The following is a 13109-nucleotide window of genomic DNA, read 5'->3' as shown; positions in this document are numbered from 1 at the left end:
ATGACCACAGCCGCCCCGAACCCTCCCGAGGTTCGCACCGTCGAGCGCCAGGGCCTCGACGTCATCGCCGAGTCCGATCGGAAGGGCACCCCACGGGGACTGTTCTGGCCGTGGTTCGCGGCGAACATCTCCGTCCTCGGCCTCGCCTACGGGTCGTTCGTCCTCGATTTCGGGATCTCGCTGGCCCAGGCGACGATCGTCTCGGTCGTCGGGGTCGCCTTCTCGTTCCTGCTGTGCGGCATCGTCGCGATCGCCGGCAAGCGCGGGTCGGCGCCGACGATGGTCCTCAGCCGCGCGGCCTTCGGGGTCCGCGGGAACCGACTGCCCTCGTTCCTCAGCTGGGTGCTGACCGTCGGGTGGGAGACCTCGCTCGCCGCGGCGGCCGTGCTCGCCACCTCGACGGTGTTCACCGAACTCGGGTGGGACGGCGGCGTGCTGACGAAGGTCGTCGCCCTCGTCGTGGTCGCGGCCCTCATCGTCGGCGCCGGGATCGCCGGGTTCGACGTCATCATGCGTCTGCAGGCCGTCATCACCGTCGTCACGGCCGTGCTCACCGTCGTCTACATCGTGCTCGCTGCGCCGACGATCGACTTCGCGACGTTGGGTGCTCTGCCGTCGGGCAGCGCCCAGAGCGTGACCGGGGCCCTCGTCCTGGTGATGACCGGCTTCGGACTCGGTTGGGTGAACGCCGCGGCTGACTACTCCCGGTACCTGCCCCGTTCGGCCTCGACCCGTGGCGTCGTCGGGTGGACCACGTTCAGCGGCGCCCTCGCGCCGGCGATCCTCGTGGTGATCGGTGTCATGCTCGCCGGGTCGTCGCCGGACCTGCAGGCAGCGATCGCGAACGACCCGATCGGCGCCCTGACGACGATCCTGCCGGTGTGGTTCCTGATCCCGTTCGCGATCGTCGCGATCCTGGGGCTCGTCGGCGGCGCGGTGCTCGACATCTACTCGTCCGGACTGGCGCTCCTGAGCGTCGGCGTGAAGATCCCGCGTCCGGTCGCCGCCGGGGTCGACGGCCTGTTCATGGTCGCCGGCGCCGTGTACATCGCGTTCTTCGCCTCGAGTTTCGTCGCGCCGTTCCAGGCCTTCCTCATCACCCTCGGCGTGCCGATCGCCGCCTGGGCCGGCATCTTCGTCGCTGACGTCGTCCTGCGACGCCGCGCGTACGCGGAGGCCGAACTCGACGACCGTCACGGACGCTACGGCGACGTCCGGTGGCTGCCGATCGTGCTCGTCGTGCTCGGCACCGCGCTCGGCTGGGGTCTGGTCACGAACACCCTCGGCGTGCCGTCCTGGCTCAACTGGCAGGGCTACCTGCTCGAGCCGTTCGGCCTCGGCGGACGCAAGGGGCCGTGGGCCTACGCGAACCTCGGCGTCCTCGTCGCCCTGCTCGTCGGGTTCCTCGGCACGCTGCTGTTCGCGCGCGGGTCGATCCGCCACCAGGAAGCGCTCGGCACGCCGGACGACCTGCGATGAGCGCGGAGATCCCCGACGACGCCTGGCTCGTCGTCATCGACATGCAGCAGGTCTTCACGGGCGAGAACCCGTGGGCCGCCCCGCGGTACGACCATGCCGGCGCCGGCATCGAGCGGCTCCTGCCGCGGTTCACGGGCCGCACGGTCTTCACCCGCTTCGTGGCGCCGGCGCAGCCCGAGGGGGCGTGGGTGCCGTACTACCGCGACTGGCCCTTCGCACTGGTCCCGGACGCCGACCCCCTCTACGCGCTCACCGAGCCCTTCGCGTCAGCTGCCGCGGACCGGAACGACCCCGTCGTGACGGAACCGACCTTCGGCAAGTGGGGGACGAGCCTCCAGGCGGTCGTCGGCGACCACCCGCACCTGGTGCTCACGGGGGTGTCGACCGACTGCTGCGTGTTGTCGACCGCGCTGGCGGCGGCCGACGCCGGTGCGACGGTGACCGTCGTGGCCGACGCCTGCGCCGGCGGGACCGACGCGGACCACGACCGTGCGCTCGCGGTGATGCGGCTCTACGCCCCGCTCATCACGGTCGTCGACTCGGTCAGGGAGCTCTGAACAGACGCACGGGGACCGGACCCAGCACGGTCAGATCGAGCGCGTAGAGTGCTCACGTGCCCGCAGTCAACCTCGGTATGCCCAAGTCCCCCGAAACCCTCGCTCCGCGTCGCAAGTCGCGGCAGATCCGGGTCGGCAAGGTGCTCGTGGGTGGCGACGCCCCGGTGTCCGTGCAGTCGATGACCACGACGCAGACCACCAACATCAACGCGACGCTGCAGCAGATCGCCGAACTCACGGCGTCGGGCTGCGACATCGTCCGGGTCGCCGTGCCCACGCAGGACGATGCCGACGCGCTGGCGATCATCGCGAAGAAGTCGCAGATCCCCGTGATCGCCGACATCCACTTCCAGCCGAAGTACGTCTTCCAGGCGATCGACGCCGGCTGTGCTGCCGTCCGGGTCAACCCGGGCAACATCCGCAAGTTCGACGACCAGGTCGGCGCGATCGCCAAGGCCGCCAAGGACGCCGGCGTCTCCCTCCGGATCGGCGTGAACGCGGGATCGCTCGAGCCGAGCCTGCTGCAGAAGTACGGCAAGGCCACCCCCGAGGCGCTCGTCGAGTCCGCGGTGTGGGAAGCCTCCCTGTTCGAGGAGCACGACTTCCACGACTTCAAGATCTCGGTCAAGCACAACGACCCGATCGTGATGGTCAAGGCCTACCGGCAGCTCGCCGCCGCCGGCGACTGGCCGCTGCACCTCGGCGTGACCGAGGCCGGCCCGGAGTTCCAGGGCACGATCAAGAGCGCCACCGCGTTCGGCATCCTGCTGGCCGAGGGCATCGGTGACACCATCCGCGTGTCGCTCTCCGCCCCGCCAGCGCAGGAGGTCAAGGTCGGCCTGCAGATCCTCCAGTCGCTCAACCTGCGCGAGCGGAAGCTCGAGATCGTCTCCTGCCCGAGCTGCGGTCGCGCGCAGGTCGATGTCTACCAGCTCGCGAACGACGTCACGAAGGGGCTCGAGGGCATGACCGTCCCGCTCCGTGTCGCCGTGATGGGCTGCGTCGTGAACGGACCCGGTGAGGCGCGCGAGGCTGACCTGGGCGTGGCCTCGGGCAACGGCAAGGGGCAGATCTTCGTCAAGGGCCAGGTCGTCAAGACCGTGCCAGAGGCCGAGATCGTGCAGACCCTGATCAACGAGGCGAACCGCATCGCGGACGAGATGGGGCCGGCCGCCGCCACCGGTACGCCCCAGGTGATCATGGCGCCGTAGGCGCGACCACCCTCCGGACCGGAGGCCCGGTGCCAGCTGGCACCGGGCCTCCGGTCCGTCGTGGTGGGGTGCCGGCGCTGGTACCGCACGGTGCGGACTCCGCGCTTCCGTGCCGGGTTGATCGCTCCCTGGAGCCTGCGGCCGCGCACGGAGCAGCTGGTCCGCACGAGCGAGTGAGCCTCGCACCGTGCCGCCCGCGTCGCTCGAGCCCGGCGCGGGGCGCGGGGCGGGGGACCCCGCAGGGAGCCCGCGCGGTCGGTCCGCCGCCACTAGGCTTGCCCCGTGGTCACACGGCTTTCGCATCTGTTCCTCCGTACGCTCCGCGACGACCCCTCCGACGCCGAGGTGACGAGCCACAAGCTGCTCGTCCGCGCCGGCTACGTCCGGCGCCAGTCCCCGGGGATCTTCGCCTGGCTGCCGCTCGGACTCCGGGTGCGCGCCAAGATCGAGGCGATCATCCGCGACGAGATGATCGCTGCCGGTGCGCAGGAGGTCCTGCTCCCGGCGCTGCTGCCGCGCGAACCGTACGAGGCGACGAACCGCTGGACCGAGTACGGCGACGGCATGTTCCGCCTGCAGGACCGCAAGGGCTCCGACTACCTGCTCGCACCCACGCACGAGGAGATGTTCGCCCTCCTGGTGAAGGACCTGTACTCGTCCTACAAGGACCTGCCGGTCACGCTGTTCCAGATCCAGGACAAGTACCGCGACGAGGCCCGCCCCCGCGCCGGCCTCCTGCGCGGCCGCGAGTTCACGATGAAGGACGCGTACTCGTTCGACCTCACCGACGAGGGCCTCGAGCGCAGCTACCAGGTCATGCGCGACGCGTACGAGAAGATCTTCGCCCGCCTCGGCCTCGACTACGTCATCGTCAAGGCCGACGCCGGTGCGATGGGCGGCTCCAAGTCCGAGGAGTTCCTGCACCCCATCGGCGTCGGCGAGGACACCTTCGTCCGCAGCGCAGGCGGCTACGCGGCCAACGTCGAGGCGTACGTCACCCCCGTCCCCGAGTCGCTGCCGATCGAGGGCCAGCCCGAGCCCGTGCTGCTGCCGGCGTCGGACACCCCGACGATCGACACGCTCGTCGCCCACGCGAACCAGGTCGCGCCCCGCGAGGGCGCCCCGTGGACCGCGGCCGACACGCTGAAGAACGTCGTCCTCGCGCTCACCCACCTCGACGGCACACGCGAGGTCGTGGTCGTCGGCCTGCCCGGCGACCGCGACGTCGACCTGAAGCGCGCAGAAGTGTCCTTCGCCCCGGCCGAGGTCGAGGCCGCCGGCGACGATGACTTCAAGAAGCACCGGGGCCTGGTGAAGGGCTACATCGGACCGCAGGTCCTCGGTGCCGACAGCGCCACTGGCCTCCGCTACTTCGTCGACCCGCGCGTGGTCGACGGCACGAGCTGGATCACCGGCGCCAACGAGCGCGGCGTGCACGTCTCCGGCCTCGTCGCCGGCCGTGACTTCGTGGCCGACGGTGTCGTCGAGGTCTCCGACGTCCGGGCCGGTGACCCGTCCCCGGACGGCTCCGGTCCGCTCGAGACCGCGCGCGGCATGGAGATCGGGCACGTCTTCCAGCTCGGTCGCAAGTACGCCGAGGCGCTCGGTCTCAAGGTGCAGGACGAGAACGGCAAGCTCGCGACGGTCACGATGGGCTCGTACGGCATCGGCGTGACCCGCATCCTCGCGATCCTGGCCGAGTCCCACAACGACGAGAAGGGCCTGGTCTGGCCGAAGAACGTCGCGCCGTTCGACGTGCACATCGTCGCCACGGGCCGTGACCAGGTCGCCTACGATCTGGCGGCCTCGGTCGTCGCCGAGCTCGAGGGCGAGCGGTTCGACGTGCTGTACGACGACCGCCCGAAGGTCTCGCCCGGCGTGAAGCTCCGCGATGCCGAACTGCTCGGCATGCCGATCGTCGTCGTCGCCGGCCGCGGCGCCGCCGAGGGCGTCGTCGAGCTGTGGGATCGCGCGACCGGCGACCGCCGCGACGTGCCGGTGGCCGACCTGCTCGACGCGGTCCGCGCGATCTAGACGCGACCCCTGACGGACTGGAGGCCCGTGGCGACGCCGCCACGGGCCTCCAGTCCGTCTCGTGGTTCTGGGGTAGGCTTGTGGCCGACTTCTGCGCAGTTCCACCCCGCAGGAGCGACTCATCTGAATACGGAGGCACCTCGGTGAAGATCGATCTCGCAGTCCTGCGACTCATGGAGCGCGAGCGGGAGATCCCGTTCGACGAGCTCGTCCAGATCATCGAATCTGCCATCCTGACCGCGTACCAGAAGCACGCCGACGAGAACGGCGAGCCGGCCCACGCGCAGTCGCGTGTGGAGCTCGACCGGAAGTCGGGCGAGGTCAGCGTCTACGTCCCCGAGCTCGACGACGAGGGCACCGTCATCGGCGAAGCCGTCGACCAGCCGAGCGACTTCGGACGCATCGCGGCCTTCGCGGCGAAGCAGGTCATCAACCAGCGTCTGCGCGACATCGGCGACGACAAGATCCTCGGCGAGTTCCGCGGCAAGGAAGGCGACATCGTCGCGGGCGTGGTCCAGCAGGGCCCGAACCCGAAGATGGTGCACGTCGACCTCGGCACGATCGAGGCGATCCTGCCGCCCGAAGAGCAGGTGCCGGGGGAGTCGTACACGCACGGCTCCCGCATCCGCGTGTACGTGACGAGCGTCGCCCGGGGCAACAAGGGCCCGCAGATCACCGTGTCGCGCACACACCCGGGCCTGGTCCGGAAGCTCTTCGCGCTGGAGGTCCCGGAGATCGCGTCCGGTGTCGTCGAGATCACCTCGCTCGCCCGCGAGGCCGGTCACCGCACGAAGATCGCCGTCAAGGCGAACGAGCCGGGCGTGAACGCGAAGGGTGCCTGCATCGGCGAGCTCGGCGCACGTGTCCGGTCCGTCACGAACGAGCTCGGTGCCGAGAAGATCGACATCGTCGACTACTCGTCCGACCTGGCGTCGTTCGTCGCGAGCGCCCTGTCGCCGGCGAAGGTGACGAGTGCGTTCGTGCTCGACGCCTCGACGAAGGCCGTCCGCGCGCTCGTGCCGGACTACCAGCTGTCGCTCGCGATCGGCAAGGAGGGGCAGAACGCCCGCCTGGCCGCGAAGCTCACCGGTGCCCGCATTGACATCCAGCCGGACTCCATCCTGGACGGCGAGGACTAGGACGATTTCGCTCCCGGCGCGCCCTGCGAGGGCGCGCCGGATCGCGCACGTCCGAGGCAAGGAGTAGAGTGGTTCCCGTCAGAACGTGCATCGGCAGTCGCCGTCGCGCTTCCCGATCCTCCCTCCTCCGAGTCGTCGCCCTGAGCGACGGTCGTGTCGTGGCGGATCCGAAGGCAGTCATGCCGGGCCGGGGAGCATGGCTCACACCGACCGTCGATGCCTACGATCTGGCCGTCAAGCGCAGGGCTTTCCGCCGTGCGCTCCGGTTGGATCGCGATCCCGACACGTCCGCGGTGCTCGACCACATCATCGGTCTCCCACAGGAACCGACCGAGCGCCCGGACATGACAGAACAGGCTGAACGGCTTATGGACAACTGATGAGCGGCTCGAAATGAGACCCGTCATCCATTGAGTCCTGCCCCTTCACGGGGTGGGGCCCGTGAAGGAGAACAGTGGCTAAACCACGCGTACACGAGATCGCAAGCGAACTCGGCGTCGACAGCAAGACCGCACTCGAGAAGCTCAAGGAGCTCGGCGAGTTCGTCCGGGGTGCCAGCTCGAGCATCGAGCCCCCCGTGGCACGGAAGCTCCGTGCCGCCCTCCAGGCAGACGGCGCCCCCGCGGCGAAGCCCGCCGCCTCGGCCTCCGCGCCGAGCGCACCCGCCAAGGCCAGCGCGCCGAAGTCGAGTGCACCCAAGCCCGGCGGCCCCCGTCCGGGTCCGGCTCGTCCGGCACCGGCTCCCGAGCCCGAGGCCCCGGCAGCACCCGCTGCCGACGTGCCCGCACCGGCCGCACCGAAGTCCGTCGCGCAGCGACAGGCCGAGGCAGAGGCCGCGCAGAAGGCCCGCGCCGAGAAGCAGGCCGCTGAGAAGCAGGCCGCCGAGCAGGCAGGCGGGTCGACCGACGCGTCGCCGAAGTCCGACGCCGTGAAGCCGGGCACCAGCCCGAAGGCTCCCGCGGCCGCCGGTCCGAAGCCGGGTGGCCCGAAGCCCGGTGCACGTCCGGGCAACAACCCGTACTCGTCGAACCAGGGCATGGGCTCGCGCCCGCCGCGCCCCGGCAACAACCCGTACTCGTCCAACCAGGGCATGGGCCAGCGCCCGGCCGCCGGCGCAGCTGGTGGCGGTGGCATCCCGCGTCCGCAGCCCCCGCGTCCGGGCACGCCCCGTCCGGGTGCTCCGCGTCCGGGTGGTCCCGGTCAGGGCAACCGTCCCAACGGCTTCGGGCAGCGCCCGGGCCAGGGTGGTGGCCGTGGCGGCCCCGGTGCCCGTCCGGGTGCCGGCGGCGGTGCCGGTGGCGGCTTCCCGCGTCCGGCCTTCAGCGGCCCGCGTCCCGCCGGTGGCGGTGGCCGTGGTCGTGGCCCCGGTGGTGGTACCGCCGGTGCGTTCGGTCGCGGTGGCGGCAAGAGCCGTGCCCGCAAGTCGAAGCGGACGAAGCGCGCCGAGTACGAGATGCGTCAGGCCCCGTCGCTCGGCGGTGTGCAGGTCCCTCGCGGCGACGGCAACACGGTCGTCCGACTCCGTCGTGGTGCGAGCATCTCGGACTTCGCGGACAAGATCGACGCCATGCCCGGCAACCTCGTGACGGTGCTGTTCCACCTCGGTGAGATGGCGACCGCGACCGAGTCGCTGGACGAGGCCACGTTCGAGGTCCTCGGCGACGAGCTGGGCTACAAGATCCAGATCGTCTCCCCCGAGGACGAGGACAAGGAGCTCCTCGAGGGCTTCGACATCGACCTCGACGCAGAACTCGAGGACGAAGACGACGACGTGCTGCAGCAGCGGCCGCCGGTGGTCACCGTCATGGGTCACGTCGACCACGGCAAGACCCGCCTCCTCGACGCGATCCGCAACTCGAAGGTCGTCGAGGGCGAGGCCGGTGGCATCACCCAGCACATCGGTGCGTACCAGATCGTCGCGCAGCACGAGGGCATCGACCGCCCGATCACCTTCATCGACACCCCGGGTCACGAGGCCTTCACGGCCATGCGTGCCCGTGGTGCCCAGGTGACGGACATCGCGATCCTCGTGGTCGCGGCGGACGACGGCATCATGCCCCAGACCATCGAGGCGTTGAACCACGCGCAGTCGGCCGGTGTGCCGATCGTCGTCGCGGTCAACAAGATCGACAAGGAAGGCGCGAACCCCGCCAAGGTCCGCCAGCAGCTCACCGAGTACAACCTGGTGGCCGAGGAGTACGGCGGCGACGTCATGTTCGTCGACGTGTCGGCGCGGCAGAACATCGGCATCCAGGAGCTCCTGGACGCCGTGCTGCTCACCGCGGACGCCGGTCTCGACCTGCGTGCGAACCCCGACAAGGACGCCCGTGGTGTCGCGATCGAGGCCCGGCTCGACAAGGGTCGCGGTGCAGTCGCCACGGTCCTCATCCAGTCCGGCACGCTCCACGTCGGTGACGCCATCGTGGCGGGCACGGCCTACGGCCGAGTCCGTGCGATGACGGACGAGAACGGGGTCGCGGTCAAGGCCGCGACGCCGAGCCGCCCGGTCCAGGTGCAGGGTCTGTCCTCGGTGCCCCGCGCCGGCGACACCTTCCTCGTCACCGAAGAGGACCGCACGGCGCGTCAGATCGCCGAGAAGCGTGAGGCCGCCGAGCGCAACGCCCTGCTGGCGAAGTCGCGCAAGCGCATCTCGCTCGAGGACTTCACCCGTGCGCTCGAAGAGGGCAAGGTCGAGTCGCTCAACCTCATCATCAAGGGTGACGTCTCCGGTGCCGTCGAGGCGCTCGAGCAGTCGCTCCTGGACATCGAGGTCGACGACAGCGTCCAGCTCCGCATCCTGCACCGCGGTGTCGGTGCGATCACGGAGTCGGACATCGACCTCGCCACGATCGACAACGCCATCGTCATCGGCTTCAACGTCCGTCCGGACGTCAAGGCCCGTGAGCGTGCGGCGCGCGAAGGCATCGACGTGCGCTTCTACTCGGTGATCTACAACGCACTCGACGACATCGAGCAGTCCCTCAAGGGCATGCTCAAGCCCGAGTACGAAGAGGTCCAGTCGGGCGTCGCCGAGATCCGCGAGGTGTTCCGTTCCTCGAAGTTCGGCAACATCGCGGGTGTCATCGTCCGCTCCGGCACGATCACGCGCAACGCCAAGGCGCGCGTCATCCGCGAGGGTGTGGTGATCGCCGATGGCCTGGCCATCGAGTCGCTGCGTCGCTTCAAGGACGACGTGACCGAGGTCCGCACGGACTTCGAAGCCGGTATCGGTCTGGGCAAGTTCAACGACATCCAGATCGGCGACGAGGTCGAGACGACCGAACTCGTCGAGAAGCCGCGCGACTGATCGCGTGACTCCTCTGGGCCCCGGCCTCCCCGTGCGGGAGGCCGGGGCCCGACCCCTTTCCCACGCAGGACCACCGGCGGGAAGCGTCCCGCCACTGCCTCAGGAGGCACCCAATGGCCGATCCGCAGCGCGCACGCAAGATGGCGGACCGCATCAAGGAAGTCGTCGCTCGTCGACTCGACAAGGGTCTGCGGGACCCGCGACTCGGGTTCGTCACGATCACCGACGTCCGTGTGACCGGTGACCTGCAGCACGCGTCGATCTTCTACACCGTGTACGGCACCGACGAGGAGCGGGCGGACTCCGCCGCGGCGCTCAAGGCGGCGACCGGCATGCTCCGGTCCGAGGTCGGCAAGAACATCACCGCCCGGCTCACGCCGTCGCTCGAGTTCATCGCCGACGCACTGCCGGAGACCTCGGCGCACATGGAGGACCTGCTCGTGCAGGCCCAGGTGCGCGACGAGCAGGTCCGAGCCGCGTCGGTCGGCGCGACGTACGCCGGCGACGCCGACCCGTACAAGCGCGACGAGGACGAGAACGACGAAGCCGAGGACGACGGCTCCGCCGAAGCCCGTTCCTAGACCCCGGGCAGCTGGTAGCCGCTCGCGTCGTCGCCGACGGCCAGTCCGTCACGCAGCAGCGACGCGAGCGCCCGGTCGCGCTGGTCGGCGTCCGGCCACACCGGCTCGATCTCGGACCGGCTGACCGGCACGTCGCTGGCGCGCAGCTCGGCCATGATCAGGCCGCGCACCTGGCGGTCACTGCCGGCGAACTTCGCCTGCCGCGGAGCCCGCGGCCCGTCGTGCTCCGGGTACCCGGCCGCACGCCAGGCGCAGCGGTCCGCGATCGGGCACGCATCGCAGGCGGGGGAGCGGGACACGCACACGAGCGCGCCGAGCTCCATCACGGCGGCGTTCGTGGCGGCTGCGTCGTCGCGGTCCGCCGGCAGTACGGACTCCATCAGCGGGAGGTCCTGCTTCGCCTTCGCCGGCCCGGGTTCGCCCTGGCCGAGGACCGCACGTGCGAGCACGCGGCGCACGTTGACGTCCACCACCGGGTGCCGGTCGCCGTACGCGAAGACCGCGACAGCCCGCGCGGTGTAGTCACCGATGCCCGGCAGCGCGAGCAGGGCGTCGACGTCGCGCGGCACGACGTTGCCGTGCTCGGTCGCGATCACGGTCGCTGCCGCGTGCAGCGCGAGCGCGCGTCTCGGGTAGCCGAGCCGGTCCCAGGCACGCACCGCCTCGGACGGGGGCGAGTCCGCGAGGTCGCGAGGCGTCGGCCACCGGGTGAGCCACGCCTCCAGACGGGGGACCACGCGCGCGACCTGCGTCTGCTGCAGCATGATCTCGCTGACGAGCGTCCCCCACGCGGGGAAGCCGGGGCGGCGCCACGGCAGGTCCCGCGCCTGCTGCCGGAACCATGCGATCAGCGGGGTCGCGATGTCGGGCCGTTCCGGCGTGGCCGGCTCCTGCACACCGCGTCGCGCGGTCGGGTTGTCCACATCCGGTCTGGAGGCCCGACTCGCGTTCACCTCGACAGCCTACGGTGGACGCATGGCACGCTGGGCACCCGAAGAGACCGACACGATGGCTGCGATCGCTGCAGAGGCGATCGCGCAGGTCGGCACGAACCGCACCGTCATCGGCGTCGACGGGCAGGACGGCACCGACCTCGAGCGGGTCGCGGCCGCGCTCGTCACCGGTTTCGAGCAGCACGGGGTCTCCGCGATGGCGGCCGCCGCACCGTCCGCCGACCAGGACACGCTGCGGTCCGACCTGGTGACGCCCTTCCGCACGACCGGGGCCGGTGACGGTGTCCTGATCGTGCACGGACGGGGTGTCCTGGCCCCCGGGGTGCGTACCCTGTGGCGCTGGTCGCTGTGGGTGGAGCAGGAGTCCGGCCGGCTCGAGCGCCGTGCCGACGTGAAGATCGCGGCCTCCGCGGTGCTCGACGTCACCGATCCCGAGCACCCCCGTCGCGAGTGGAACGACGCCTGCTGACCGGCGCTGGTAATCTCGCCTGGTGCTCGAAACCGCGCCGGACGGCATCCTCCTCGTCGACAAACCACAGGGGATCTCCAGCCACCGGGTGGTCTCCATCGCCCGTCGGCGCCTCGGCCTGAAGAAGGTCGGCCATGCCGGCACGCTCGACCCCATGGCCACCGGGCTGCTGCTGCTCGGCGTCGGGCCGTCCACGCGGTTGCTGACGCACCTGGTGGGCCTCGACAAGACCTACACGGCGACCATCCGGCTCGGCGTCTCGACGGATTCCGACGACGCCGACGGCACGCCGACGGCCGCTGTCGGTGTGGCCGGTGCCGACGTCTCGGACCACGCCGTCGAGACCGCCGTCGCAGCACAGCGGGGCGTGATCGACCAGGTCCCCTCCACGGTCAGTGCGATCAAGGTCGACGGGCGCCGTGCGTACGACCTGGCGCGCAAGGGCGAGGCGGTGGAGCTGAAGTCCCGCACGGTGACCGTCTCGCAGTTCGACGTCACGACGCGGAACGAGCGGACCGTCCCCGTCGACGGCACCGACGTCGCCGTGGTGGACCTGGACGTCGTCGTGACCTGCTCGTCGGGCACCTACGTCCGCGCGCTCGCCCGTGACGTCGGCGCGGCCCTCGGCACCGGGGCGCACCTCGTCGCCCTCCGTCGGACCCGCGTCGGACCGTTTGACGTGCACGACGCCATCGACCTCGAGGACGACACCGTCGACGTCCGCGCGGCGCTCGCGCGTCCGGCGGACGTCGCCCGGCGACTCTTCTCGTCCGTGACCCTCGACGCAGCCTCGGCGAAGGACCTCACCGACGGCAAGCGCGTGGCGGCCGAGCACCCCGACTCGGATGGTCCGGTCGCCGCGGTCGCCGCGTCCGACGACCGGCTGGTCGGCCTCGTCTCCGTCCGCCGCGGACTGCTCCGCGTCATCACGAACTTCCCGACGCCCGGGGCGTCGTCCTCCTCGCAGACCGGAGCGCGCGCGTGATCGAGTGGTTCATGTGGGTGCAGCTGGTGCTCGCCGTGGTGGTGGGTCTCTTCGCGGTCGTCGTGGGGTTCATCGGGTGGAAGCCGAACGACTACACCGTCGGCGCCCTCGTGCTCATCGAGCTGCTGCTCCTGGTGCAGGGCGTCATCTCGATCGTGCTCCCGGCGACGGGCAGTCCGCCCGACGGCAACGCGCTCGAGTTCGGCGTGTACGCCGTCTCGGTGCTGCTCGTCCCACCGGCCGCGGTCGTGTGGGCACTGATCGACCGCACGAAGTGGAGCACCGTGGTGCTCGGTGCCGGGGCCTTCACCGTCGCGGTGATGGTCTACCGGATGTACCAGATCTGGTTCGCGCTGAACTGACGCCGGAGGTCATGCGCGCGGCCGCGCGTCGG

At 70.7% G+C, this 13109-nt stretch carries 12 protein-coding genes; 11 read left to right on the top strand and 1 reads right to left on the bottom strand.

What is annotated here, in order from left to right; all coding sequences use genetic code 11:
* From OE229_RS12550 to rbfA, 8 genes are all read left to right on the top strand, one after another.
* Complete coding sequence (locus tag OE229_RS12550; protein ID WP_182065802.1) at positions 1 to 1479, top strand: purine-cytosine permease family protein; 1479 nt, start codon at positions 1 to 3, stop codon at positions 1477 to 1479.
* Positions 1476 to 2036, top strand: a complete 561-nt coding sequence (locus OE229_RS12545) for a cysteine hydrolase family protein (protein WP_259577999.1) — start codon at positions 1476 to 1478, stop codon at positions 2034 to 2036. The genes OE229_RS12550 and OE229_RS12545 overlap by 4 nt, the downstream gene beginning before the upstream one ends.
* Before the next feature lie 56 nt (positions 2037 to 2092).
* On the top strand, positions 2093 to 3247 hold the full coding sequence (ispG, locus tag OE229_RS12540; RefSeq protein WP_171907786.1) for a flavodoxin-dependent (E)-4-hydroxy-3-methylbut-2-enyl-diphosphate synthase: 1155 nt from the start codon (positions 2093 to 2095) through the stop codon (positions 3245 to 3247).
* A 282-nt stretch (positions 3248 to 3529) separates the two neighbouring features.
* Positions 3530 to 5281, top strand: coding sequence for a proline--tRNA ligase (locus OE229_RS12535; RefSeq protein ID WP_262138274.1), 1752 nt, complete (start codon positions 3530 to 3532; stop codon positions 5279 to 5281).
* 143 nt (positions 5282 to 5424) lie between these two features.
* On the top strand, positions 5425 to 6420 hold the full coding sequence (gene nusA, locus OE229_RS12530) for a transcription termination factor NusA (RefSeq protein ID WP_031259736.1): 996 nt from the start codon (positions 5425 to 5427) through the stop codon (positions 6418 to 6420).
* A 68-nt stretch (positions 6421 to 6488) separates the two neighbouring features.
* Positions 6489 to 6800, top strand: coding sequence for a YlxR family protein (locus tag OE229_RS12525; RefSeq protein WP_182065805.1), 312 nt, complete (start codon positions 6489 to 6491; stop codon positions 6798 to 6800).
* Between the two features lie 74 nt (positions 6801 to 6874).
* Entirely contained in the window at positions 6875 to 9727 is a 2853-nt protein-coding gene (infB, locus tag OE229_RS12520) for a translation initiation factor IF-2 (protein ID WP_209134314.1), read from the top strand.
* A 113-nt stretch (positions 9728 to 9840) separates the two neighbouring features.
* Positions 9841 to 10308 carry a 30S ribosome-binding factor RbfA gene (gene rbfA / locus OE229_RS12515; protein WP_209134315.1) on the top strand — a complete coding sequence of 156 codons (468 nt, stop codon included), beginning with the start codon at positions 9841 to 9843 and terminating at the stop codon, positions 10306 to 10308.
* Here the strand turns inward: rbfA and OE229_RS12510 are convergent.
* A complete protein-coding gene (locus OE229_RS12510) occupies positions 10305 to 11231 on the bottom strand; it encodes an HhH-GPD family protein (protein ID WP_410007315.1) in 927 nt (308 codons plus the stop codon). The two genes, rbfA and OE229_RS12510, sit on opposite strands and share 4 nt — an antisense overlap.
* A 52-nt stretch (positions 11232 to 11283) precedes the next feature.
* Between OE229_RS12510 and OE229_RS12505 the strand changes: the two genes are divergently transcribed.
* The 3 genes from OE229_RS12505 to OE229_RS12495 are packed head-to-tail and all read left to right on the top strand — an operon-like array spanning position 11284 to position 13077.
* Positions 11284 to 11730, top strand: a complete 447-nt coding sequence (locus OE229_RS12505) for a hypothetical protein (RefSeq protein WP_051596740.1) — start codon at positions 11284 to 11286, stop codon at positions 11728 to 11730.
* 22 nt (positions 11731 to 11752) lie between these two features.
* Positions 11753 to 12715 carry a tRNA pseudouridine(55) synthase TruB gene (truB, locus tag OE229_RS12500; protein WP_262138267.1) on the top strand — a complete coding sequence of 321 codons (963 nt, stop codon included), beginning with the start codon at positions 11753 to 11755 and terminating at the stop codon, positions 12713 to 12715.
* The gene (locus OE229_RS12495) at positions 12712 to 13077 is read left to right on the top strand and encodes a hypothetical protein (protein WP_017887160.1); all 366 of its coding nucleotides are present in this window, start codon (positions 12712 to 12714) and stop codon (positions 13075 to 13077) included. Before truB ends, OE229_RS12495 begins: the two co-directional genes overlap by 4 nt.
* Positions 13078 to 13109 lie beyond the last annotated feature (32 nt).

The organism is Curtobacterium poinsettiae (assembly GCF_025677645.1).
GTDB lineage: Bacteria > Actinomycetota > Actinomycetes > Actinomycetales > Microbacteriaceae > Curtobacterium > Curtobacterium poinsettiae_A.
The sequence above is the reverse complement of the archived record's forward strand: the minus strand, read 5'-3'. Positions and strand labels throughout refer to the sequence as shown.

What these genes read in the sequence shown, in the direction of transcription:
- OE229_RS12545 (WP_259577999.1), top strand. Translation starts at nt 1,476, where the DNA reads ATGAGCGCGGAGATCCCCGACGACGCCTGGCTCGTCGTCATCGACATG.
- OE229_RS12505 (WP_051596740.1), top strand. Translation starts at nt 11,284, where the DNA reads ATGGCACGCTGGGCACCCGAAGAGACCGACACGATGGCTGCGATCGCT.
- rbfA (WP_209134315.1), top strand. Translation starts at nt 9,841, where the DNA reads ATGGCCGATCCGCAGCGCGCACGCAAGATGGCGGACCGCATCAAGGAA.
- OE229_RS12550 (WP_182065802.1), top strand. Translation starts at nt 1, where the DNA reads ATGACCACAGCCGCCCCGAACCCTCCCGAGGTTCGCACCGTCGAGCGC.